General features: G+C 72.9%; 22 protein-coding genes. 14 read left to right on the top strand and 8 right to left on the bottom strand.

Features of this window, described 5'->3' with window-relative positions; translation table 11 throughout:
- Nucleotides 1-42 precede the first annotated feature (42 nt).
- The 4 genes from ACFYPG_RS25090 to ACFYPG_RS25075 are packed head-to-tail and all read left to right on the top strand — an operon-like array spanning nucleotide 43 to nucleotide 3,081.
- Nucleotides 43-939 carry an ATP-binding cassette domain-containing protein gene (locus tag ACFYPG_RS25090; RefSeq protein ID WP_355005474.1) on the top strand — a complete coding sequence of 299 codons (897 nt, stop codon included), beginning with the start codon at nucleotides 43-45 and terminating at the stop codon, nucleotides 937-939.
- Nucleotides 936-1,733: an ABC transporter permease gene (locus ACFYPG_RS25085; protein ID WP_355005475.1), complete on the top strand. Its 798-nt coding sequence runs from the start codon at nucleotides 936-938 to the stop codon at nucleotides 1,731-1,733. The genes ACFYPG_RS25090 and ACFYPG_RS25085 overlap by 4 nt, the downstream gene beginning before the upstream one ends.
- Nucleotides 1,734-1,735: 2 nt before the next feature.
- The gene (locus tag ACFYPG_RS25080; protein ID WP_387354068.1) at nucleotides 1,736-2,485 is read left to right on the top strand and encodes a hypothetical protein; all 750 of its coding nucleotides are present in this window, start codon (nucleotides 1,736-1,738) and stop codon (nucleotides 2,483-2,485) included.
- A gap of 32 nt (nucleotides 2,486-2,517) precedes the next feature.
- Nucleotides 2,518-3,081 carry a heme-binding protein gene (locus ACFYPG_RS25075; RefSeq protein WP_355005477.1) on the top strand — a complete coding sequence of 188 codons (564 nt, stop codon included), beginning with the start codon at nucleotides 2,518-2,520 and terminating at the stop codon, nucleotides 3,079-3,081.
- Between the two features lies 1 nt (nucleotide 3,082).
- Here ACFYPG_RS25075 and ACFYPG_RS25070 read toward each other — a convergent pair whose 3' ends face one another.
- Genes ACFYPG_RS25070 through ACFYPG_RS25060 form a run of 3 tightly spaced genes read right to left on the bottom strand, consistent with a single transcriptional unit; the run spans nucleotide 3,083 to nucleotide 7,332 of the window.
- Nucleotides 3,083-4,117, bottom strand: a complete 1,035-nt coding sequence (locus tag ACFYPG_RS25070; protein WP_387354067.1) for a hypothetical protein — start codon at nucleotides 4,115-4,117, stop codon at nucleotides 3,083-3,085.
- Between the two features lie 42 nt (nucleotides 4,118-4,159).
- On the bottom strand, nucleotides 4,160-6,589 hold the full coding sequence (locus tag ACFYPG_RS25065) for an ABC transporter permease (RefSeq protein ID WP_387354066.1): 2,430 nt from the start codon (nucleotides 6,587-6,589) through the stop codon (nucleotides 4,160-4,162).
- Entirely contained in the window at nucleotides 6,583-7,332 is a 750-nt protein-coding gene (locus ACFYPG_RS25060) for an ABC transporter ATP-binding protein (RefSeq protein WP_387354065.1), read from the bottom strand. Before ACFYPG_RS25060 ends, ACFYPG_RS25065 begins: the two co-directional genes overlap by 7 nt.
- Nucleotides 7,333-7,501: 169 nt before the next feature.
- Here ACFYPG_RS25060 and ACFYPG_RS25055 point away from each other — a divergent pair, with 169 nt between their 5' ends.
- Genes ACFYPG_RS25055 through ACFYPG_RS25045 form a run of 3 tightly spaced genes read left to right on the top strand, consistent with a single transcriptional unit; the run spans nucleotide 7,502 to nucleotide 9,892 of the window.
- Nucleotides 7,502-8,659, top strand: coding sequence for a sensor histidine kinase (locus tag ACFYPG_RS25055; protein WP_355005481.1), 1,158 nt, complete (start codon nucleotides 7,502-7,504; stop codon nucleotides 8,657-8,659).
- Entirely contained in the window at nucleotides 8,656-9,324 is a 669-nt protein-coding gene (locus ACFYPG_RS25050; protein ID WP_387354064.1) for a response regulator, read from the top strand. Before ACFYPG_RS25055 ends, ACFYPG_RS25050 begins: the two co-directional genes overlap by 4 nt.
- 28 nt (nucleotides 9,325-9,352) lie before the next feature.
- Nucleotides 9,353-9,892 (top strand): DUF1697 domain-containing protein, encoded by a 540-nt coding sequence (locus tag ACFYPG_RS25045; protein WP_355005483.1) that lies wholly within the window; start codon nucleotides 9,353-9,355, stop codon nucleotides 9,890-9,892.
- 41 nt (nucleotides 9,893-9,933) lie between these two features.
- Here ACFYPG_RS25045 and ACFYPG_RS25040 read toward each other — a convergent pair whose 3' ends face one another.
- Nucleotides 9,934-10,914: an MBL fold metallo-hydrolase gene (locus ACFYPG_RS25040; RefSeq protein WP_355005484.1), complete on the bottom strand. Its 981-nt coding sequence runs from the start codon at nucleotides 10,912-10,914 to the stop codon at nucleotides 9,934-9,936.
- Nucleotides 10,915-11,068: 154 nt separating this feature from the next.
- Nucleotides 11,069-11,980, bottom strand: coding sequence for a serine hydrolase (locus ACFYPG_RS25035; protein ID WP_355005485.1), 912 nt, complete (start codon nucleotides 11,978-11,980; stop codon nucleotides 11,069-11,071).
- A 52-nt stretch (nucleotides 11,981-12,032) separates the two neighbouring features.
- Between ACFYPG_RS25035 and ACFYPG_RS25030 the strand changes: the two genes are divergently transcribed.
- Entirely contained in the window at nucleotides 12,033-12,998 is a 966-nt protein-coding gene (locus ACFYPG_RS25030) for a LysR family transcriptional regulator (RefSeq protein ID WP_355005486.1), read from the top strand.
- A gap of 97 nt (nucleotides 12,999-13,095) precedes the next feature.
- Nucleotides 13,096-13,947: an aldo/keto reductase gene (locus ACFYPG_RS25025; protein ID WP_355005487.1), complete on the top strand. Its 852-nt coding sequence runs from the start codon at nucleotides 13,096-13,098 to the stop codon at nucleotides 13,945-13,947.
- A 52-nt stretch (nucleotides 13,948-13,999) separates the two neighbouring features.
- Here the strand turns inward: ACFYPG_RS25025 and ACFYPG_RS25020 are convergent, their stop codons facing one another.
- Nucleotides 14,000-14,881, bottom strand: a complete 882-nt coding sequence (locus ACFYPG_RS25020) for a helix-turn-helix transcriptional regulator (RefSeq protein ID WP_355005488.1) — start codon at nucleotides 14,879-14,881, stop codon at nucleotides 14,000-14,002.
- A 102-nt stretch (nucleotides 14,882-14,983) separates the two neighbouring features.
- Here ACFYPG_RS25020 and ACFYPG_RS25015 point away from each other — a divergent pair, with 102 nt between their 5' ends.
- Together ACFYPG_RS25015 and ACFYPG_RS25010 are read left to right on the top strand one after the other, a co-directional pair.
- Nucleotides 14,984-15,736: an SDR family oxidoreductase gene (locus ACFYPG_RS25015; protein ID WP_355005489.1), complete on the top strand. Its 753-nt coding sequence runs from the start codon at nucleotides 14,984-14,986 to the stop codon at nucleotides 15,734-15,736.
- A gap of 81 nt (nucleotides 15,737-15,817) precedes the next feature.
- Nucleotides 15,818-16,804, top strand: coding sequence for an aldo/keto reductase (locus ACFYPG_RS25010; protein WP_387354063.1), 987 nt, complete (start codon nucleotides 15,818-15,820; stop codon nucleotides 16,802-16,804).
- 24 nt (nucleotides 16,805-16,828) lie between these two features.
- On the opposite strand, the gene ACFYPG_RS25005 is transcribed toward ACFYPG_RS25010, so the two are convergent.
- Complete coding sequence (locus ACFYPG_RS25005; protein WP_355005491.1) at nucleotides 16,829-17,344, bottom strand: GNAT family N-acetyltransferase; 516 nt, start codon at nucleotides 17,342-17,344, stop codon at nucleotides 16,829-16,831.
- 133 nt (nucleotides 17,345-17,477) lie between these two features.
- Here ACFYPG_RS25005 and ACFYPG_RS25000 point away from each other — a divergent pair, with 133 nt between their 5' ends.
- Genes ACFYPG_RS25000 through ACFYPG_RS24990 form a run of 3 tightly spaced genes read left to right on the top strand, consistent with a single transcriptional unit; the run spans nucleotide 17,478 to nucleotide 19,927 of the window.
- Entirely contained in the window at nucleotides 17,478-18,032 is a 555-nt protein-coding gene (locus ACFYPG_RS25000) for an NADPH-dependent FMN reductase (RefSeq protein ID WP_387354062.1), read from the top strand.
- Nucleotides 18,033-18,059: 27 nt separating this feature from the next.
- Nucleotides 18,060-19,073 (top strand): ATP-binding cassette domain-containing protein, encoded by a 1,014-nt coding sequence (locus ACFYPG_RS24995; RefSeq protein ID WP_355005493.1) that lies wholly within the window; start codon nucleotides 18,060-18,062, stop codon nucleotides 19,071-19,073.
- Nucleotides 19,070-19,927: an ABC transporter permease gene (locus ACFYPG_RS24990; protein ID WP_387354061.1), complete on the top strand. Its 858-nt coding sequence runs from the start codon at nucleotides 19,070-19,072 to the stop codon at nucleotides 19,925-19,927. Before ACFYPG_RS24995 ends, ACFYPG_RS24990 begins: the two co-directional genes overlap by 4 nt.
- 110 nt (nucleotides 19,928-20,037) lie before the next feature.
- Here the strand turns inward: ACFYPG_RS24990 and ACFYPG_RS24985 are convergent, their stop codons facing one another.
- Complete coding sequence (locus ACFYPG_RS24985) at nucleotides 20,038-23,331, bottom strand: ATP-binding protein (RefSeq protein ID WP_387354060.1); 3,294 nt, start codon at nucleotides 23,329-23,331, stop codon at nucleotides 20,038-20,040.
- Between the last annotated feature and the right edge of the window lie 73 nt (nucleotides 23,332-23,404).

Genomic DNA, 23,404 nt, shown 5'->3' with positions numbered 1-23,404 from the left:
GGCCGCAGCGGATGGCCGGGCGGCGCGGGCAGGCTCAACCGCATGATCACCGTGGAGAACCTCACCAAGCGGTACGGGCCACACCCGGCCGTGGACGACGTGTCGTTCCAGTGCGAGCCGGGCACCGTCACCGGCTTCCTCGGCCCCAACGGCGCCGGCAAGTCCACCACCATGCGCATGATCTGTGGGCTGACCATGCCGACCGCCGGCCGCGCCACCGTCTCCGGGCACCCGTACCGGGAACTGCCCAACCCGGGGCGGGAGGTCGGGGTCCTGCTGGACGCCTCCGCCCAGCACGCCGGGCGCACCGGCCGCGAGGCGTTGACGCTGTCCGCGTACACGATGGGTCTGGACCGGCGCGAGGTCGCCGCGAAGCTCGACCTGGTCGGGTTGAACGCGGTGGCCGCGAAGCGTCGGGTACGGGCGTACTCGTTGGGCATGCGCCAACGGCTCGGGCTGGCCCACGCGCTGCTCGGCGATCCCCGGGTGTTGATCCTCGACGAGCCGGCCAACGGCCTGGACCCGGAGGGGATCTTCTGGATGCGCGGCCTGCTGCGTGACTTCGCCGACCGGGGCGGCACCGTGCTGCTCTCCTCCCACCTGCTGCGCGAGGTGGAGGCGGTCGCGGACCGGCTGGTGGTGATCGGGGGCGGCCGGATCGTGGCCCAGGGCGACAAGAACGAGCTGCTGGCCGGGGGCGGCACCGTGGTTCGCGCCCGCGACGACGCGGCGCTGCGTCGGGCGCTGGAGGTGGCCAACCTGAGCGCCGCCGACAGCTCGGAGGGCCTGCTCGTGCAGGCCGACGCCGAGGCGGTCGGCCAGGCGGCGGCCGATGCCGGCGTCGCGCTGGCCGAGCTGCGACCCGCCAGCGGCGGCGGCCTGGAACAGCTCTTCCTCACCCTGACCGCCGGCGAATCGACCAAGGAGGCCGTTCGATGACCACCACCACCGCGCCCGCCGCCGGCGCCGTCGCGCCCCGGCACCACTCTCCGGTACGCCGACCGTCGCTGCTCCGTCTCAGCGCCGTGGAGGTGCGCAAGCTCGTCGACACCCGGGCCGGCCGCTGGCTGCTGATCACCATCGGACTGGTCACCGCCGCGATCGTCACCCTGCAACTGATCTACGCCAACGACGCCGACCAGACCTTCCTCAACTTCTTCGTCCCCTCGCTGCTGCCGGTGTCGGTGCTGCTGCCGGTGCTGGGCATCCTGTCGATCACCAGTGAGTGGTCGCAGCGCACCGCCCTCACCACGTACGCCCTGGTGCCTCGCCGGGAGCGGGTGGTCGCCGCGAAGCTGATCGCCGTGTCGCTGACCGCGCTCGTCTCGGTGCTGGCCAGTCTCGTCGTCGCCGCCGTCGGCACGCTGGTGGCGTCCGCCACCGGCGGGGCGGGCACCTGGCAGTTCGACTGGTCGCTGGTCCTCAACGCGGGGATCCTCCAGGTCACCAGCGTGTTGATGGGTGCCGCCTTCGGTCTGCTGCTGCTCAACCCGCCGCTGGCGATCGTCGGCTACCTCCTGCTGCCCACCCTGTGGGGGGTGCTCGGCGAGATGGTCAAACCGCTGCGCGGTCCGTCCGAATGGCTGGACACCAGCAAGACCATGGAACCGTTGTTCAGCAGCGACGCCGTCACCGGCGGGCAGTGGGGGCGGATAGCGGTCTCCCTGCTGGTCTGGATGGTGCTCCCGCTGGCCGCCGGCCTGTTCCGGACGCTACGCCGCGAGGTGTCCTGACCATGGAGATGGCCAGCTACCGTCCGCGCACCGTGGTCAGCGGCGGCCCGCTGGAACTGGCGGTCCTGTGGGGTGGCTTTCCGCTTCTCGGCGCGGGCGCCGGATGGCTCCTCGCGGCGGCGACGGGCTGGCTCGCCCGGCTGCCCTGGGTGCCGTTCAGCGACCTGATCGAGTGGTTGGACCGGCTGCCCGAGCCGCAGGCCACCGCCGGCACCATCGGGGTGGGCGTCCTGGCCGGCCTGGTCATCGCCGGGATCGGCACCGCCGAACGGTTGATCGTCACCGTCGACGGGGCGCAGGTCCAGCTGCGCCGCTCGGATGAGAACCGGACCATCTCCCGGGTCGACACCCGGGTGGTCTTCCTCGCCGACAAGCACCTGGTGCTGCTGGACGCCGACGGCGCGGAACTCGTCCGGGAGTCGACGGACCTGCCGGCGGCCCAACTGGCGGCGGCGTTCCGGGAGCACGGCTGGGGCTGGGCGGACGACGACCCGCACCGGTCGGCGTACCGGCTGTGGGTTCCGGACCTGCCCGGGTTGCCGGCCGGCGCGGACGCGCTGTTACGGGCCCGGGATCGGGCGATCGAGCGGGACCGCCGCGACGACACCCGGGAGTTGCGCCGCGAGCTGGGGCAGATCGGGGTGGTGCTGCGCGACGAGGGCAAGCGGCAGTACTGGCGGTTGACCACCAGGGCACTCGCTCCCGGGCCGGAGCGGCCGACTTCGGCCGAACGGGAGCCGGACGGGCGGTAGCGTCTGTCCCAGCAGACCCTGGGAGCCGCGCGATGACCGAACAGCAGCCGTACCGGGTGGTGTCCCGACACCCCGGTTTCGAGCTGCGTCGGTACCCCGCCCACCTGGTGGCCGAGATGCAGATCCAGGCGTCGTTCACCCGGGCGCCGATCGAGGCGTTCCGGCCGCTGGCCGCGTACATCGGTGGCGCCAATCGGGCCCGGCACCCGATCGGCTCCGCCGCGCCGGCGCTCGCGGCGGTCAGCGGCTCGGAGAAGATCGCCATGACCGTGCCGGTCGTGCAGATCGAGGGTGAGTGGCCGGGCGCGTACCTGATCCAGTTCGTCATGCCGGCCAGCTTCACCGCCGCCACCCTGCCCGAGCCGGTGGACGCCCGGGTGCGGATCCGCGAGGTTCCGGCGCGGCTGGCGGCGGCGATGCGGTTCTCCGGGCGGTGGACGGAGCAGGCGTTCAGCCAGCGGGCCACGATGCTCGGCCGGTCGGTGACCGCGGCCGGGCTGCAACCGACAGGTGCCATCCGGTACGCGCGCTTCGACCCGCCGTGGAAGCCGTGGTTCCTGCGCCGCAACGAGGTGGTGCTGCCGGTCGTCGAGTGAGTCAGCGGAGCTGCCGACGGTCCTCGACGCTCGGCCGCGCCAGCAGCACTGCCATTCCCAACCCGGCGAGCAGCCCGACCAGGGAGACCAGTAGATCGGAGTCGGCGGAGTTGATCGGGCTGTTGCCGGCCAGCGCGGTGAACGCCGCGCCGATCGGCATCAGGATCACCATGGGGATGGCCGTGGCCACCAGGAACACCACCGGACCCACGAGGGCGATGAGCGCGGCCAGGGCGTGGTGCCGCCAGATCGGCCGACCGCCCGGCCAGTCCCAGGCCAGGAGTGTGACTCCGGTGAGCACCACCGCCCCGAGAGCGGCCTCCGGCAGGAGGCGTGTGCCGGGCGCTGTGGCACGGACCCACCCGACGCCGAGCAGGGCCACCACTGTGAGGCCGGCCGCCAGCCCGACGCGAACCCGGGTCCGTGCCGGCGCCGCCGCCAACGCGGCACCGACGGCCAGGGCCACCAGCAGCGCCGCCGTGGCCAGCGCACCCTGGTGCAGTTCCGGCTCCCGGTCGGTCGGTGACTCCATCCCGGCCGCCACCAGCGTCAGGACCCCGGCCACGCAGGCCGCACCGGTCAGCACCCGCCGGTCGGTGGCCGGAGTCGCGCCGCGCTCCCGTGCCGACTCCGTATCGGGCTCCCCCATCGGCGGCACGGCGCGCTCCCACCAGAGCAGCAGCGCCGCGACCACGCCGAGCACGGCGTAGCCGGCGACGGCGAGGCGCACCGTCGCGCCGACGCCGATCAGGTCCGCCCGGTCGACAGCCACGTCGGCCGCGATCCAGCAGCCGCCCAGCACCACAGCCGGGCCGCTCCACCGCACCTGCCCCCGCCCGGCCAGCACCAACCCGAGCGGCACCGCCATGATCGCCATGAAGCGCAGGTCGCGCGCCCAGTAGGCGTTGTTGCCCGGCAGGTGCTCCGACCACGGGCCGAGCGGCTCGGTCAGCGGCTGCCACGTGGTCATGCCGTACGCCCAGAGCGCGACGGCGGCGGCGGAGAGGAGCAGCCCGACCGGGCGCGCGGATCGCATCCATGGACGGTAGCTGGCCGATCGTCCGCGCGGGGGGCGCTGTCATCCGACGAGGCCCACCGGTGACCGGGCGGGACGGTGGCGCAGCAGCCGCCACGTCGGCAACACACTGGACAGCACCGCGAGCAGCAGGCACAGCCCCACCACCCCGGCGATCACCGACCACGGCATCACCAGGTCGACGGGGGCACCGACCTGCTCGGCGAGGCCGGCGCTGATGCTGAGCAGACCGACGAACGCGACAGCCCCACCCAGCAGCGCGCCGATCAGAACCACCAGCGCGGATTCCGCCGTGACCAGCCAGATGACCTGCCGTCGGGTCGCCCCGGCCATCCGGATCAGCCGCAGGTCCGCGGCGCGGCCAGCGGCGGCCAGCAGGAGGGTGTTGGCCACCGCGACGGCCCCGTAGCCGGCGGACACCCCGATCAGCAGCAGTGTGAAGAGCCAGACGAGGCGGTCCTCGGCGGCGTCCGCCTCGGCCGCCCAGCCCGGCACGTCGAGGATCCGCGCGCCGACCGGTGGATCGATGCGGTCCCGGACGTACACGGTGGACGTCAGCGCCGACGGGTCGTGCGCCCGCACCACGGCCCGGGGCACCAGCAGGTCGCCGGGGATCGAGGTGTCGTCGACCACGGCGACGACGCGCAGCGACACCGTCGTCCCGTCGGCGAAGACCACCGGGTACGGCTCCGACGGCAGGCGGTTCGCCGAGGCGGTGACCACCACCGTGTCGTCGCCCCTCAGGTCGTTCAGCGAACCGGCGACGACGGTGAGCACCCGGTTCGCGGCGGCGAAGCCTTCCGGGTCCACGCCGAGCGCGGTCATCGGCCGATCCGGTGGCGACGTTCCGGGGTCGGTGCGGTAGACGGTGGTCGGCAGGAGCGCGGTGCCACCGGTCGAGGCGACGGCCCGGTCGGACAGGCCGGGTGCGCGGTCCGGCACGACGATCCAGCCGGCGTTCACGTTGTCCGCCCGACCCGCGGCGTACGCGGCGGTGCTGGTGCGCACCATCCCGGACACCAGCACCGCGAACGCGACAGTGAGCAGCACCGGCGCGGCGATGGCGGCGGTCCGCCGGGTCGCGGTCAACGCCCCGCCCCGGACCAGCATCCCGATCGCGCCACCGGGCCGACGCACCGGAGAACGCAGCAGGCGCACCAGCGGCCCGACCACCACCGGGGCGAGCACCGTGGTGCCGGCCACCAACGCCATCACCGCGTAGAGCGCGTACTGCGCCCCCACCCGAGCCTCGTCGGCGGTCGCCGTACCGAGGCTGAGCGCGGCCCCCGCCGCGAGGAGCAGCACCCCGGTGGCGGCGCGCACCCGCCCTACCGGTCGCTGTTCCACAGCAGCCTCGCGTAACGCCTCCAACGGGCGGACCCGCGCCGCCCGGCGCGACGCCGACCAGACGGCCAGCACCGCGATCACCGGCCCGGCCGCGAGCGAGACCGCGATCGGCCAGAGTTCGTAGCGGACCCGGAAGGTCGACGGTTCGAAGCCGACGTCGACCAGCAGCCCACCCAGCGACGGTGCGAGCGCCGCGCCCACCAGCAGGCCGACGAGCCCCGCCGCGACGCCGACGGCGAGCGCCTCGGCGTACACCATCCGGCGGACCTGGCCTCCGGTGGCGCCGACGGCGCGCAGCAGGCCCAGCTCACGGCGGCGCTGCGCGACGGTGAAGGCGAAGGTGGAGGAGACCACGAACACCGTGACGAAGCCGGCGAGGGCCGCCGTGGCGGCGAGCACCTGCATGCCGATCCACCGGGTACGGGCGTCGCCGCGCGGCTCCAGCGCACCACGGGCGGCACCGGTGAACACCAGTCCGTCGCCGCCGACGACTCCGCGAGCCGCCGTGGCGACCCGCTCGGGGTGGGCGTCCGGGGCGAGCACCAGCCCGATGGCCCGCACGCCGGGCGCGAGCGCGGCGGCGACCTCGTCCGCGACGTGGACGCCGGGTCCGTCGACCAGACCGGTGACGGTGTACGACTCCGGGCCCGCCGCGGTCAGCACTGTGACCGGTGCGCCGGCGCGCAGTCCGAGCGCGCTGTCGACGACCACCTCGCCGGGCCGGCGGGGTGGCTCGCCAGCCGTGAGGCGCAGCCCACCCAGTTGGGCGCTGGACCAGCCGTGCCCCTGGTAGGCGTCCTCGCGCCGGGTGTCGGCGGCCGAAGGCCGGCCGTCGACGAGCGGCTGGGCGTAGAAGGTGCGGTCCGGCACCGCCGCCACCACGTCCGGCAGACCGGCCAGCCTGCCGACCAACTCCGCTACCGCGCTGGCCGACCAGGGCCGGGTCGGCATGAACTCGTCAGCGGACGCACCCGCCTCGGGGCTCTGCACCACGACCGCCGCCCGCGCCAGCCGGTCCGGCACCTGCGGGCGGCCGGAGGCGAGCAGCACTGTGGCCGCCGCGACAAGCGTGACCCCGATGGCCACCGCTACGAAGGCGCTGGCCGACCGCCGGACGCTCAGCACGACGACTCCGCGACGGCTTCCCGCTGGGCGATCCGGGCGGCGACGGCGGCGGCGGTGATCCCGCCGGTCAGCTCGTCGACGACGCGGCCGTCGGCCAGCAGAAGGACCCGATCGGCGTACGCGGCGGCGGCGGGGTCGTGGGTCACCATCACGACGGTCTGCCCGTGGTCGTCGACGAGTGCCCGCAGCAGCCGGAGCACCTGCCGGGAGGACGCGCTGTCCAACGCCCCGGTCGGCTCGTCGGCGAAGACCACCGCCGGGCGGGTGATCAACGCTCGGGCCACGGCGACGCGCTGCTGTTCCCCGCCGGACAACTCACTCGGCCGGTGCCCGGCCCGGTCGGCGAGACCGACGGCGTCGAGGGCTGCGGCCACGTCCCCGGCCGGCGGACGGCGACGGGCCAGGCGCGATGGCAACTCGACGTTCTGCGCGGCGGTCAGCGTGGACACCAGGTTGAACGCCTGGAAGACGAAGCCGATCCGGTCGCGCCGCAGCCGGGTCAGCGCGTCCTCACTGAGGTCGTCGAGGCGGGTGCCGTCGATCGTGACGGTTCCCTCGGTCGGGCGGTCCAGCCCCGCCGCGCAGTGCAGCAGTGTCGACTTTCCCGAGCCGGAGGGCCCCATCACCGCCGTGAACGTGCCGCTCGCGAAGCGCGTGGTCACGCCGTCGAGCGCCGTCACCCGCCGGGTTCCGGTGCCGTACACCGCTCGCAGCCCCGTCACTGTCACCGTGTCTGTGGTCATGACCGTTACGGTCCCGAACGCGGGGGGTACGGCGCGTCGTGCCGGAGCGGGCACTTTCCGGCCCTCCCCCGGGTGGAGTCGCAGGCCCGGCAGCACCGGCACGTCGTCCTCGGGGATGACGGCCCACAGGCGGACGCGGTCGATCCAGCCGGTCGTTACCGTTCGACGGGTGACTGCTCTCCTGTTGACCCGACGGATGCGGCCGGTGGACCTGTACACGGTGGACGCCCTGCTGGCGGTTGCCGTCGGTGGGTTGCTCTGCCCGTACGCCGCGCTGGAGTCGCCGCTGCACGGTGGCGTGCGCGAGCCGCTCTGGGTGTCGGTGCTGGTCGGGATGGCCCTCGGGCTGCCGTTGGCCGTCCGGCGACGGTGGCCGATGGCGGTGGCCGTCGTGATCAGCTTCGTCGCCACCGTCACCCTGATCACCGGGGTGATCCCCAACTTCGCCGCCGCCGCGCCGGCGCTCGCCATCGGACTGTCCTTCTACACGGTGGCCGTGGCGACGCCCACCCGCCGGTCGCTGCTCTGCGCCGCCGGTTGCCTGGCGCTGGTGAGCGTCGGCCTGGTGCTGACCGCGGGTGACCTCTGGTCGCGGACCGGCGCTGTCGCCTACGCCGCCGTCATGGTCGCGCCGGCCTGGGTGATCGGTTGGCAGATCCGGGAGCGACGAGCCCTCGCCACCCGGCAGAGTGACCAGCTGGTTCGTCAGGCCGCCACCGAGGAGCGGTTGCGGGTGGCGCGTGAGCTGCACGACGTGGTCGCGCACACGCTCAGCCTCATAGTGGTCAAGGCGGCCGTCGCCAACCACGTCGCCGAGGCCGACCCCCGTGAGGCGGGTGCCGCGCTCCGGGTCATCGAGGAGACCGGCCGCACCGCGCTGACCGACGTACGTCGGGTGCTCGGCGTGCTGCGCGAGGACAGCCCGTACGCGCCGACGCCAGGGCTGGACGAGTTGCCCCTCCTCGCCCGGCAGGCGGCGATCGGCGGGGTCGACGTGCAGCTCGACGTGCGGCGGGACGAGCCGGCGGGCGCGGTGCCGGAGTCGGTGGGCCTCGCTGTGTACCGGATCGTGCAGGAGGCGGTGACGAACGTGGTGAAGCACGCGGCGCCGGCCTCCTGCCGGGCCACGGTGACCGTCCTGCCCGACGAGGTGCGGGTGGAGGTGACCGACGACGGCCAGCGGCCGGTCCTGCTCGGCGGGGAGGGGCACGGGTTGATCGGCATGCGGGAACGGGTGGCGTTGCACGGCGGGGAGTTCCGCGCCGGGCCCCGCCCCGACGGTGGCTTCGCGGTGACGGCCAGCCTCCCCTACCGGGTGGCCGCGTGATCCGCGTGCTGATCGTCGACGACCAGGCGTTGCTGCGCGGCAGTTTCCGGTTGCTGGTCGATCTCAGCCCGGACTGCACCACTGTCGGTGAGGCGGGCACCGGTGTGGAAGCTGTCGCGTTGACCGGGCAGCACCGGCCGGATGTGGTGCTGATGGACGTCCGGATGCCGGAGATGGACGGGATCGAGGCGACCCGGAGGATCTGCGCCGACCCGGCGACGGCCGACACCCGCGTCATCATTCTGACCACGTTCGACCTCGACGAGTACGTCTACGGGGCGCTGCGCGCCGGGGCCAGCGGGTTCCTGCTCAAGGACACCCCACCGGCGGACCTGCTGACCGGGATCCGGGTGGTCGCCGCCGGGGAGGGGCTGCTCGCGCCGACGGTGACCCGCCGGCTGATCGACGAGTTCGCCCGGCAGCCGGAGCCGACCCGGCCGCTGCCCCGCCAGCTCGACGGGGTGACCGATCGGGAACGGGAGGTCCTCGCGCTGATCGCCCGGGGCCTGTCCAACGCGGAGTTGGCCGCGCACCTCAACCTCAGCCAGGCCACCGTCAAGACGCACGTCGGGCGACTGCTGACCAAACTGGCGGTACGCGACAGGGCGCAACTGGTCATCGTCGCGTACGAGACGGGCCTGGTGGGGCCGGGCGGCCTACGCTGAGCCGGTCGTCCGCACCCGAGGAGGAGCCATGACCCGCTATGTCGCACTTCTGCGCGGGGTGAACGTCGGCAGCACCCGGCTGGCGATGGCCGACCTGCGCCGGATCGTCACCGATCTCGGGCACGAGGACGCCCAGACGTACCTGCAGAGCGGCAACGTGGTCTTCGGCAGCTCGGTGCGCGACGCGGAGAAGCTGGCCGCCGGCATCGCGCGGGCGCTGACAGACGAGCTGGCGTTGACGGTGCCGGTGCTGGTACGCAGCGCCCGGGAGTTGGCGGCGATCGCCGGCGGCAACCCGTACGCCGACCGGGAGGACGACCCGACGCGGCTGCTGGTGGCCTTCCTCGCCACCGCACCGGAGAAGTCCACAGCGGATGCCCTGGCCGTGCCTGGTGGCGAGAACGTGTCGTTCACTGTGACCGGCCGTGAGGTGTTCCTGCACTACGTCGACGGCGGTTACGGGCGGTCGAAGTTCACGAACGCGTACCTGGAGAAGAAGCTCGGCGTGGTGTCCACCTCCCGCAACTGGAAGTCGGTGCGGGCCCTGGCGGAGATGGCCGCCTCCTGACCGGGTGGGGGTCGCGGCTCGGCGACCCCCACCGACGCTGCTCAGAAGTGGTACGCGGTCTCGTACTCGGGCACCAGCACCCGGCTGCGCGGCGAGATCCGGCGCACCGCCGCGATCATCTCGTTCAGCCGGGTCCGGTCGGTCGGGGCGACCGGCGGCGGGTTCTGCAACGCCGTCTCGAAGTTGTCGTAGTGCACCGGCACCACGACCTTCGGGTAGTCGAGGCCGGCCAGCAGCCGGGGCAGGTAGTCGCCGGTGGTGGTGGCGTTCTGCATGGCCACCATCGCCACGTCTGGCGCGAGGCCGGTGAGGTTCCGCTCGGCGACGTCACTGGCCCCGGTGAAGTAGACCGACGGTCCGTTGTCGACCCGCAGCAGGTAGCCCAGCGTGTCGCCCTCCGGCAGGTCGGCGATGGTGGCCGGCTGCGGCGGCGGGCTCACCCGCACCCCGGGAAAGGCCACCGAGTACGACGGGTTGCGGCTGTGCAGCGAGCCGACCACCTCGACGCTGTGGTCGCCGAAGTCCAGCACCTCCCCACCCTTCACGGCGCTGAGCTGCGTCGACGGCACGTCGTAGGCCAACCCCAGGTGGTACGCGGTCAGCGTGCCGAACACCCGCGCCCCGGTGCGCTTGGCGATGTACGGCACGTCCATGAAGTGGTCCCAGTGGGTGTGCGTGACGAGCACCGTCGTGGCCCGGTCGACCCGTGGGTCGATCACGTCGGTGCGCACCGTCAACTTGGTGTCGGTCTTGAACGCCCCGGTGAACAGCCCGGTGTCGATCCGGCTGAGGAACGGGTCGACGAGAACGGTGCGGTCGCCGATGTCGACGCGCCAGCCGGCAGTACCCCACCAGCGGAAGCTGACGGCGCCCTTGCGGCGAGCGGTCGGCCCGGGGGCTGCGGCGGTCGAGGGCGCGGCCTGGGCCGGGGTGGCGACGCCGGCGGCGAGGCCACCGGCGGAGACCAGGGCGGTGGTGGCGGCGGCGTCGCGCAGGAAGCGTCGGCGGTCGAGACTGGGCATGCGGATGTACTCCCCGTGCTCGGGTGATGTGTCGACCACGAGCCAATCAGCGGCACCGGGCCGCGGTCCAAGATCAAGGGCCGTCGGCTTCGATACGCCGACAGATATCGGTGCTGCTCAGCAGGGGTACGGCGGCGCTCGGTGGGTCGCGAAATCAGTCGCCGCGCAGCGCCTCCACGGCAGTGCGGGCGGCCTCCCCCATCGCCAGGTCCACGTCGATGCGGCGCGGGGTCAACTGTTCGGCGCGGGCGAAGACGGCGATGGCGTACCGGCCGCCGTCGGGGTATTCGGCGACCCCGGCCTCCAGGTGGAACCCGGGCAGGGTGCCGGTCTTCCCGGAGACCCGGACGCCGGGCGGGAAACCGGCGGCCAGCCGGGTCCAGAAGATCTGCCGGGCCATCCAGGTCCGGACCATCGCGCAGGCCGCCGCCGGCCCGGCCTCGTCCCGCCAGATCAGCGTGAGCAGCCGGGTGATCTCCCGGGCGGTGCTTGACGTGGTGTGCGCGGGGTCGAAGACCCGCATCGCCCGCACCCGGTCCGCCGACAGCGTGGGGAAGATCCGGGCGAACTCCGCCTCGGTCCGGGCGCCCACGTCGGCGAGCATCATCTCGACCAGTTCCCGAGGGCCACCGAGGACCCGGGTACGGGTCAGCCCCAGCTCGACGGCGAGCATCGGCAGCAGGTCCGGGCCGACCCGGCGTAGCAGCAGGTCGGCGGCCGTGTTGTCGGTGACCGACATGGCGAAGTACGCGAGGTCGCGCAGCGACACCTCGGCGTCGTCGTCGCAGCCGGCCAGACCCCACCCACCGAGCCGGTCGGCGGCGGTGACCAGCACCCGCTCGGTCGGGTCCAGCTGACCGGCCTCGACCTGCCGGGCGAACTCGAGCACCAGCAGGATCTTGAAGATCGAGGCGATCACCACCTGCTCGTCGGCCCGCACCCCGACCTCCCGAAGCCCGCCGCCCTCGACGGCATCCGGGTCGACGGCGTCCAGGTCCACGACGTGCAGGCTGGCCGTCACCCCGACGGCGGCGAAGATGGCCCCGATGCGTTCCTCCACGTCCACGCCAGCACGGTAACCACTGCCGACCCGGTAGCGCTGGCGTAGGGTCCCGGCCGTGGATCTGCTCCGGCATTTGCGGCACTTCGTGGTGGTCGCACACGAACTGCACTTCGGCCGGGCCGCTGAACAGCTCGGGATGGCCCAGCCGCCGCTGAGCCAGTCGATCCAGCGGCTGGAACGGGAGCTGACAGTCGAGCTGTTCGACAGGTCCCGCCGCCAGGTGCGCCTCACCACCGCCGGTGAGCTGCTGCTCGGCGAGGCGGAGGAACTGCTCGCCGGCGAGGGTCGACTTCGCAGCCTGATGGGGCAGATCCGCGCCGGTGAGCTGGGCGTACTCCGGGCCGGGGTGCCGCCGGAGACGCCCGCCGTGACGTTGCGCTCGCTGCTGGACGGGCTCGCCACCCGGGCGCCCGGCCTGGACGTGGAGCTGCACGAGCTGACCACCGCCGAGCAGGTGCGGATGCTCACCGAGCGGACCCTGGACGTGGGGCTCGTACACCACCCGGTGGCGGCGGACGGGCTGCGCTTCGGCGCCCCTGTCGACGTACCCCTGGGGGTGCTGCTGCCGCGCACCTCGCCGCTGGCCCGTGGCCGCGAGGTGACGCTCGCGTCGCTGGCCGGTCTTGATCTGGTGGCTGCTCCCCGCGCCACCGCCCCCGGCTGGCACGACCACCTGCTGGCGGTGTGCCGGCAGCACGGTTGGCGCCCGGACCGGGTGCGCCCGGCCCGCAACCCGGAGTTCCTCTGCGGGCTGGTGCTGGCCGGCGGCGGGGTGGCAGTGGAACCGGCGGCTGTGGCCCGCCGGGAACCCCGGATGGCCTGGCGGCCGATCGCCGACGCGCCGCTGGCCAGGCGCACCTCGGCGGCCTGGCCGGACCGGTCGGCGCACCCGGCGGCGGCGATGTTCGGCCAACTCGCCGCGGAGGTGCTGGCCGACGCCGAGCCCACAGTGCCCGCGCCGCCCGTGACGTCGGTGCCGGCGGCACGGCCGTGGCCGGTGCTGTTCGACACGACCGGGTGAACCGGTCCGCCGTTGCGTTCGTCACCTCCGGTTGGGCGGTGGATCGTCCGCCCGCCCGGGTATGGATGACAGGTAACGAAGACGCGAAGGAGCCGCAGTGGCAATCACGATTCCCGACATCAGCCTGAACGACGGCACCACCATTCCGCAGCTCGGCTTCGGGGTGTTCCAGATCGAGCCGAAGGACACCGCCTCGGCGGTGACCACCGCCCTTGAGGTGGGCTACCGGCACATCGACACCGCTGAGATGTACGGCAACGAGGCCGAGGTCGGCGAGGCGGTACGGACGTCCGGCCTCGACCGGGGCTCGGTCTACGTGACCAGCAAGCTCAACAACGGCTTCCACCGCCCCGACGACGCCCGCCGGGCGTTCGACTCGACCCTCGCGGCGCTGAAGATGGACTACATCGACCTGTTCCTGATCCACTGGCCGCTGCCGACCCTGTACGACGGCGACTACGTCTCGACCTGGAAGGTGCTGGAGGAGTTCCAGCGCGACGGCCGGGCCCGCTCGATCGGCGTGTCGAACTTCCAGGTGTCGCACCTGGAGCGGCTGGCCGACGAGGCGAGCGTCGTGCCGGCGGTCAACCAGATCGAGGCGCACCCGTACTTCACCAACGACGAGGTCCGCGCCTACGGTCGCGCGCACAACATCCTCACCGAGGCGTGGTCGCCCATCGCTCAGGGCAAGGTGCTCGACGACCCGACGGTGGTCGACATCGCCGGGCAGCTCGACCGGTCCCCGGCGCAGGTGGTGCTCCGCTGGCACGTGCAGCGCGGCGACATCATCTTCCCGAAGTCGACCACCCCGAAGCGGATCGAGGAGAACACCCGGATCTTCGACTTCGAGCTGGACGACACGGCGATGGAGCGGATCACCGCGCTGGACAAGGGCGAGGCCGGCCGGCAGGGTCCGAACCCGGACACCTTCGCCTACCTGCCCAACTGACCTGGGTCCGCCGCTCGGCGGGCAGGTCTCCTGAATGCGTGATGCCTCAGAGTCATCTTGATGACCCTGAGGCATCACGCTGTTCCCGGCGCTCGGAGCCGACGCGCTCGGCGATCCGGCGGAACACCGCGTGGGTCGGCGATCCCGGCTCGGGAACGTAGACGATCATCCGCTGGTCGGTCTCCGGCACCAGCAGGACGCGGCACTCGAACTCCAACGGCCCCAGCTCGGGGTGCGGCACCCGCTTGACGACCGGACGGCGTTCCTCGACGTCGTGCTCGGCCCAGAGCCGGGCGAACCGGGGTGAGGTGCCGAGCAGCTCGGTGACCAGCTCGCGGATCGCCGGGTCGGCCGGGTAGCGCCCATAGGCGGCCCGCAGGTCCGCGACCGTGCTGCGCACGAATCGGATCACCTCGGCATCGGTCCAGTGCGCGCCGGTCGCCGGCTGCCGGAACGTCCAGCGGATCATGTTGCGGTCCGCGTCGGGCACGGCCGCGAGATCCCCCACGAAGTACGTGGCCAGGCGGTTCCAGGCCAGCACGTGGTACGCGGCGTCGACGAGGTACGCCGGGGTGTCGGTCATGGCGTCGAGCAGGTGCCGCAGCCCGGATGGCACCTCCCGGCTCGGCCCGCCGGCCAATGGCGGATTTTCCCCGGCGATCCGGAACAGATACTCCCGCTCGTCCCGGCTCAGCAGCAACGCCCGGGCCATCGACGCGAGCACCTGCCGGGACGGGTGCGGCCCACGGCCCTGCTCCAAACGGATGTAGTAGTCGATCGACATGCCGGCGAGTTGGGCGACCTCCTGCCGGCGCAGCCCGGGGGTACGTCGGCGTTCGCCCTCGGGGAGCCCGACCTCGGCGGGGCGCAGCCGGGCGCGGCGGGTACGCAGGAACGCCGCCAGTTCGTCACGCCGCAGGCCGCTGCTCGTCATGCCCCCAGCATGCCGCGACCAGGGCCGGCCAGGGTGGTACCACCGGTCCCAGCCTCGGCCCGTCTCTCCCCCGACGCCGTCGGCGCGGACACGCTCGACGGCATGACGAACATGATCGCCCTGATCACCGGGGCCAACAAGGGAATCGGCTTCGCCACCGCCCGGCAGCTCGGCGCCCGGGGGATGACCGTGCTGGTGGGCGCCCGGGACGCCGAGCGGGGTCGGGCAGCCGAACGGAAACTGCGCGACGGCGGCGCGGACGCCGCGTTCCTGCCGCTCGACATCACCGACGCCGAGTCGGTGACGGCCGCCGCGAAGCGGGTGGAGGCGGAGTACGGCCGACTGGACGTGCTGGTCAACAACGCCGGCATCGTGCTCGCCGACGGCGCGCGAGGGCTGCCCAGTGAGACGACGGTGGCGACGATGCGCCGGCTGTACGAGACGAACGTCTTCGGGGTGGTGACGGTGACCAACGCGCTGCTGCCGCTGCTGCGCCGGGCACCGGCCGCCCGAATCGTCAACGTGTCGAGCGAGGTCGGCTCGATAGCGGTGATGACCGACCCGAACGGCGCGCTGTTCGAGTTGACCTCCGTGCCGTACCCGTCGTCGAAGGCGGCGCTGAACATGCTCACCGCGATGTACGCCAAGGAGCTGCGGGACACCACGATCACTGTGAACGCGGCGAACCCGGGCTACTGCGCCACCGACCTGAACGGCAACAGCGGCTTCCGCACGGCCGAGCAGGGTGCCGAGGTGAGCGTGCACCTGGCGACGCTGCCGGCCGACGGGCCGAGCGGGCTGCTCTGGGGCTTCCAGATGGACGCCGGCGGCGGGTACGGCGTGCTGCCCTGGTGACTGAGCGCTTGACCTGGAGTGCGCTCCAGGTTGGAGGGTGATCGGTGCGCCCACCGGAAGGGCGCCCGAGAGGAGATCCCCATGCGGTACCGCACGATCGGCGCCGACCCGGCGACCCGGCGCGAGGTCAGCGTGCTCAGCCTCGGCGCGATGCTCTTCGGCAGCGCCACCGACGAGGCCACCTCGTACGCGATCCTCGACCGGTACGTCGAGGCCGGCGGCACGTTCATCGACACGTCCGACAACTACGCGTTCTGGGTGGACGGCGGGCAGGGCGGGCAGAGTGAGGAACTGCTCGGCCGGTGGCGGCGCAGCCGGGGCGTCGGCCCCGAGATCGTCATCGCCACGAAGCTGGGCGCCCGACCGCTCGCCCCGGGGACCAGCTACCTGGACAACGCCGAGGGCCTCTCCGCCAAGGTGATCCGCGAGTCTGCGGAGCGCAGCCGGGACCGGCTCGGGGTGGAACGACTGGACCTGCTCTACGCGCACATCGAAGACCGGAACGTGCCGCTCCAGGAGACCGTGGAGGGCTTCGCCGAGCTGGTCACCGAGGGCACAGTGGGTCTGCTGGGCGCCAGCAACCACCGGGCCTGGCGGGTGGAGCGGGCTCGTGCGTTGGCCGCCGCCGCCGGCCTGCCAGGCTACGAGGTGCTCCAGTACCACCGGAGCTACCTGCCCAACCGCACCGACCTGATCAGCGAACTGGACCCGGACGGCGAGCCGGGCGGTGTCAGCGGAGACCTGCTCAGCTATCTGCGCGCCGAGCCGGAGCTGACCCTGGTGGCGTACTCACCGCTGCTCAAGGGGGCGTTCACCCGGGCGGACAAGCCGCTCAGCTCGGCGTACGACCTGCCGAGCGCGCCCCGGCGGCTGGCCGCGCTGCGGGAGGTGGCGGGGCAGAGCGGCGCCACTGTCAACCAGGTGGTGCTCGCCTGGTTGCTGGGCGGCGAGCTGCCGTCCATCCCGCTGGTGGGTGCCTCGTCGGTGGCGCAACTGGAGGAGAGCCTGGCAGCGGTCGACCTGGAGCTGACCGCCGAGCAACGGCACCGCCTCGACACCACCTGGTGACAGTCGCCGGCCGCCCCGCCGACCTCAGCTCGCTGTCGGTGGGGCGGTCAGGTCGAGCTGCCAGTCGTTGGCCCGCATCATCTGCCCCGGCGGGTATTCGAAACCCGTCTCGCCGAGCAGCGTGAAGCCGGCCTTGCGGCACACCGCGTTCGAGGCGGGATTGTCGACCGAGGGGTAGGCGTGGGCGTAGTGCCGGTCCCGTCGGGCGCGGGCCACGTCCAGCACCGCGCGCACCGCCGCAGTGGCCAGCCCCTGCCCCCGGTACGCGGGCAGCACCGCCCAGCCCAGCTCGTACACCGGCTGGTCGCGCCACTCGCGGGCCCAGTATCCGACGCTGCCCGCCCGCACCCCGTCCGCCAGCACCAGCGTGAACATGCAGCCCTGCCCGGTGCCCGAGAAGTGCACGTACCTGTCGTGCCGGGCGAGCACCTGCTCGTCGGTCTCCGGGCCACCGGTGTGCTTGCGGGTATCCGGTGAGTTGAGCTGCCGCAGCAGGTCGAGGTCGTCCTCGTGCCACGGCTCGATGCGTACCTGTGCCATTGCGCTCCCCCGTTCGTCGACCCCCAGTCAAGCCGATCCCACCGACATTTCGCCCCCGAACCGCGCCCGCTAGATCGGATCTAGCGGGCGCCTGTCGTCACCTCGCGCCTTCACAGTGGAAGGGGGGTGGGCCATGGCACCGTTGCGGATCGCCGTGATCGTCGGCAGCACCCGGGAGGGGCGGGTCGGCGACCGGCTGGCGCACTGGTTCGTCGAGCAGGCCGCGCGGCACGACGACCTGGCGGTGACGGTCGTTGACCTGACCGAGTACGACTTCCCGGCCACCTACCCCGCCGAGCCGACCGCGTCCATCCGGGCGTTCGTCAGCGAGGTGGGCCGGGCGGACGCGTTCGTCGTGGTCACCCCCGAGTACAACCACAGCTTCCCGGCACCCTTGAAACAAGCCATCGACTACGCGTACGACGAGTGGCAGGCCAAAGCGGTCGGCTTCGTGTCGTACGGCTGTCGGTCCACCGGCCTGCACGCGGTCGACCAGTTACGTACCGTCTTCACCGCACTGCACGCGATGACGGTGCGCGACGTCGTCGGGATCGACCTGCTGGCCGGCGAGCCGACCGCCCAGTGCACCGACGAGCTGCGACGCGATGTCGGCGTCCTGCTCGACCAGCTGCGCTGGTGGGGCCTGGCACTGCGCGACGGCCGGGCGGCTCGACCCTACGTCTCCTGAACACGTCCGACACGAAAGGTAAAGATCATGAGTAGACGCACCACCGGCCTGGCCATCGAGGCAGAGGGGCTGACCCGCTCGTTCGGGGACACCCGGGCGCTGGCCGGCATCGACCTCCAGGTGCCCGCCGGCACCGTCTACGGCCTGCTCGGCCCGAACGGCGCGGGCAAGACCACGGCGGTCCGGGTGCTCGCCACCCTGCTGCGACCCGACGGCGGCTCAGCCCGGGTCTTCGGGCACGACGTGGTCACCGAGGCCGACAAGGTCCGTTCCCGGGTCAGCCTCACCGGCCAGTACGCCTCCGTCGACGAAGACCTGACCGGTACGGAGAACCTGGTGCTCCTGGCTCGCCTGCTCGGCCTGCGCAAGCCGGCCGCTCGGGATCGCGCCGCGGCCCTGCTGGCCGCGTTCGGGCTGACCGATGCGAGCGACCGCCAGGTGAAGAAGTACTCGGGCGGGATGCGGCGACGCATCGACATCGCCGCCAGCATCCTGAACACCCCGGATCTGCTCTTCCTCGACGAGCCGACGACCGGCCTCGACCCGCGCAGCCGCAACCAGGTGTGGGAGATCATCAGGGCGGTGGTGTCGCACGGCACGACGGTGCTGCTGACCACCCAGTACCTCGACGAGGCCGACCAGCTCGCCGGGCGGATCGCTGTCGTCGACAACGGCCGGGTGATCGCGGAGGGCACCCCGGGTGAGCTGAAGTCGTCGATCGGCTCCGGCACCGTCCACCTGCGACTGCGCGACCCCGCTCAGCGCCCCGAGGCGGAGCGGGTGCTCCGGGAGGCGCTCGACGTGCCGGTGCAGCTCGCCGCCGACCCGGTGGCGTTGACCGCCCGCGTCGGCGAGGCCGGCACCGACCTCGACGCCAGCTCCCAGGCCGCTCGCGTACTCGGCGACCTGGCCCGCGCCGGCATCGTGGTCGACAACTTCTCCCTCGGCCAGCCGAGCCTGGACGAGGTCTTCCTGGCCCTGACCGACCATCCCGCCGTGCCGACCGACGAGCGCGACGACGAGCTGGAGGCAGCCCGATGAGCGACACCACGACCACCACCACCGAACGGGCGCCGACCGTCTACGTTCCGTCCGCCGAGGCGCTGGCCACTGTGCTCGCGCCCGGTTCCCGACCGCCCCGGCCGAGCGCGCTGAGCGCGTCGCTCACCTTCGGTTGGCGGGCCATGCTGAAGATCAAGCACGTGCCGGAGCAGCTCTTCGACGTGACCGCGTTCCCGATCATCATGGTGCTGATGTTCACGTACCTGTTCGGTGGCGCCCTCGCCGGCAGCCCGCGTGACTACCTGCAGTTCTTCCTGCCCGGCATCATGGTGACCAGCGTCGTCATGATCACGATGTACACCGGCGTCGGCCTCAACACCGACATCGAGAAGGGCATCTTCGACAGGTTCCGGACGCTGCCCATCTGGCGTCCGGCCGCCCTGGTCGGCATGATCTTCGGCGACGTGCTGCGCTACATCCTCGCCGCCGTGGTGATCCTGAGTCTTGGGCTGGTGCTCGGGTTCCGCCCCGAGGGCGGGGTGGTCGGGGCTGTTACCGGGATCGGGCTGCTGGTGGTCTTCTCGTTCGCGTTCTCCTGGGTGTGGACGTTCTTCGGGCTGATCCTGCGCAGCGAGAAGTCGGTGATGGGGGTCAGCATGATGGTGCTGTTCCCGCTGACGTTCCTGAGCAACGTCTTCGTCGAGCCGAGCACCATGCCCGGCTGGCTCCAGGCGTTCGTGAAGGTCAACCCGGTGACGCAGCTGGTGGCCGCGATCCGGGGAGCGATGAGCGGCGACCCGGACCCGTCGGCGACGATGTGGCTGCTGCTGTGGAGCGCCGGCTTCGTCCTGGTCTTCGGCACCCTGACCATGTACAAGTACAACCGCCGCTAACCCCCACCCCACCCCACCCCCGCGATCTTGCACTTTCTGTCCTGACAAGGGTGACGAATCCACCTGAACCGGCGACCGAAAGTGCAAGATCGCGGAGGGTTGGGGTGTGGTCAGAGCTGCCAGGGCAGCGGGTTGGGGGGTTGGTAGCGGCAGGTCGTGCCGGTGGAGACCGTTTCCCGCAGGTGGCTCGCCAGCGCCGGGTGCCGGTCGTCGAGCTTGCGGAGCGCGTCGCGGATTCGCGCCGTCACCGTCTTGCGGGCCCGCTCGGCCTCGTCGCCCAGGCGGCGGCTCCGGCCGGCGAGGCCCGCCGCGGCACGCAGCTCGTCGAGCAACGCACCCCGCTCGGCGTCCAGCTTGGACACCTTCCGGTCGTCGTCGCGGGCGGCGGCCCGGTCGATCTCCTCGTCGAGGCGGGCCAGGTGCCGCCGGTAGCGGGCCTTCGCCTCGTCGTCGAGGACCGGATCGGCACCCATTCGCCGGGCGGCCACCAGCTCCGGCCCGGCCGCCGGGTCGAGCAGTTCGACGGCCGGCACGTCGCTGCCGGGCCGGCTGAGCAGCAGGTGCAGGTCATGCAGGCCCTTGGCGTCGGGCAGGTGCGCCACGACACTGTCGTACGCGAGTTGCCAGACCCGCCCGTCGCGCCGAAACTCGTACCCCTTGAACGCAGCCGCGACCGGCGCGGCACGACCGGGCGCGACAACCTGGCCCGACCCGACGGCCTGGCCCCAACCAGCAACCTGACCCAACGAGACGGCCTGGTCCGGGTGGTGGATGTCGCGGGCTGTCGGGGCGGCGAGCCGGTGGAGCACCTGCGTCATGCCGAGGGCGGTCGCCTCCTGGACGGCGGCGGCACGCAACGCTGTCGACGTGGTCGAGTCGCCGGGGTGACCTCGGCCGGCGAGGGCGTTCGCGAGGCCGGTGCGGGCGAGCAGCGACCAGGTTCGGGAGCCCATCCGGTCGGCGGAGTCCCGGGCGGCGGTGAATCCGGCGATGGCGTCGTCCCAGCGTTCCTGGGCGGCGTCGATCAGCGCCACCCAGTGGTCGACGGGGCCGCTGATGTCGCAGCCGAAGAGCCCCACCATCCACTCTCCACGGTGTGGGGTGAGCGCGGCCCGCGCGGCATCGCAGCGCTTCGGGTCGGCGGACGCGGCGGCGGCCTGAGCGCGGAGTCGGAGCCAGAGCGGTGACACCGGGCGCGGGTACCGGGTTGCGGTGGCCTCGATGCCGACGGTCAACCGGAGCGCCGTCTCGCCGTCGCCGCGCTCCGCAGCGGTGATCGCTCGCAGCAGCTCCCGGTACGGGTAGTCCGTCGGGGCGAGCCCCTCCACCAGCGCGGCGGCCTCGGTGACCCGGCCCTGGAGCAGTAGCCGGGACCAGCGCAGGTGATGCCCCATGAAACCGAACTCGGCGTAGCTCGCGTCGGCCTGGTCGGTGAGGAAGGCGAACCGCTCGTCGGCCGTGGCGAAGTCGCCCCGGAACGCCGCGATGATCCCGCTGTCGACGGCCGCCGCCATCCGGTGCCGGGCGAAGTCGCCCTCCCGTTCGGCGTCGACGAAGGTGACGAGCTCCTCGACGAAGCGCGGGTCGCCCAGCTCCAGCAGCGCCACCCAGCGCAGCGAGGTGGCCCACAGCTCGGTTTCCCGGTCGCCGGTCCGCCGGGCGACGGCCCGGATCTCGGCGGTGAGCGCGGCTCGGGTCGCGGCGGTGCCGAGCCCCCAGGTCGTGTCGTGGCGGGCCCAGAGGCTGAAGGTGAGCGCCTCGTCGTCCTGCCCCCGACGGGCGATCGTCTCGCTGGCGGTGATCAGATCGGCGACCAGGGCGCCGACTGGCGCGGTGGCGTCCGGTTCGCTGATCAACCGGCGGTACGCCTCGCGCACCAGCTCCGCCGCTTCGGTCGACTGGGCGGCGTCCACCTGGCGGGCGCGGTTGACGATGAGCGCGACCCGGGCCAGCAGCACCGGGTCGTCGAGTGACCGGGCCAGCTTGGCGGCCTCGGCCAGCAGCCTCGTGACCTCTTCCCGGTCGGCGTGGTGGTAGTGCGACTCGGCGAACTCGACGAGGATCCGCACCCGTTGTGCCGGGTCTTCGACCACCTCGAGGGCTCGGCGGAAGTGCAGCGCCGCCTCGTCTCCCGCCAGCCGGGCGAACGCGGCCCGGCCGGCGGCGAGCAGCAGCGTGGCCACCCGGGCCCGGTCGAGCGCGGGGCCGGCGAGGTAGGCGTGGCGGGCGAGGTCGGCGGGGATCAGGCGGTCGGTCAGCTCCCGCAGGTCGTCGACCGCCCGGACGACCCCGCCGTGCCGCGCCCGCCGGTCGTCGTCGGTCAGCCCGTCGTAGAGGGTTTCGCGGACCAGGTCGTGGGCGAAGGCGAAGCGGCCACCGCCCCGGGCGACCACCAGTCGGGCGGTCACCGCCCGGTCGAGCAGCCGGTCGACCTGCGCCGCGGGAGCGGCCGCGCAGGCCGCGAGGACCTGACGGTGGAACTCGCGACCCAGTACGGCGGCGACGGTCAGCGCCTCCACCACGGTGGCGGGCAGTTGGGCGAGGCGGCGGCGCACCGCCTCGCGTACGCCGGGTGCGATGGTGCCGACCGCGTCGTCGGCGTGCCACAGCCGCGCGGTCTGTTCGACGAAGAACGGGTTGCCCCCGGTACGCCGGTGCACCTCGTCGACAAGGCTGGCCTCCGGCTCCCGGCCGGCGGTCCGGGTCATCAGTGCGGCCACCTCGTCGCGGGTGAAACCGGTGAGGGTGATCGTGGTGGCCTTCGCGACCAGCGGCATCAGCAGCGGGCGCAGGGGGTGCTCGCCCGACTCGACCTCGGCGTCGCGGTAGGTGCCGATCAGCAGGAGTCGCTCGAACCAGGTGTGCTGGGCGGCGAAGCTCAGCAACCGCAGTGAGGCCGGGTCGGCCCAGTGCAGGTCGTCGAGGACGACCACCACCGGCCGGTGCTGGGAGACGGCGACCAGGGCGGCGGTCACCGCGTCGTACAGCGCGAACGCCTCCTGGTCGGCGGCGTCCGGGCCGGGGTCGACGCCTGCCCAACCGACGAGGCGACCGGCCTGCTCGCCGTCGGCACCGGATTGGCCGAGCAGGGCCGCGAGGGCCGGCTCGGCGGACTGCCGCGCCACCGCCCAGTCGTCGGCGGAGCGCCGCAGGGCACGCAGCACCTGCACCCACGGCCAGTAGCCGGGGGCGCTGTCGGAGTCCCAGCAGGCGGCACCGAGCACCAGCGCGCCCCGCTGGCGGGCCTCCCGGGCCGCCGACGTGACGAGGGTCGTCTTGCCGATGCCCGGCTCGCCGGTGACCAGGGCGAGGCCGCCGTGGCTGGTGGTGGCGCGATCCAACTCGGCGCGCAGCAGACCTGCGGGGTGATCCCGCCCGATGATGGCGTCGCCGAGCGCGTCCATGGTCCCCAGACGGTACTGGACCTGTCCGACAGCGCGAGCGGGCTAATGCGGTAACGAGTCGACCCCATCACTC

The sequence above is a fragment of the Micromonospora sp. NPDC005553 genome (assembly GCF_042871765.1).
Taxonomy (GTDB): domain Bacteria; phylum Actinomycetota; class Actinomycetes; order Mycobacteriales; family Micromonosporaceae; genus Micromonospora.
Note: the sequence above shows the minus strand (reverse complement) of the source record. Positions and strands in the feature narration are given on the sequence as shown.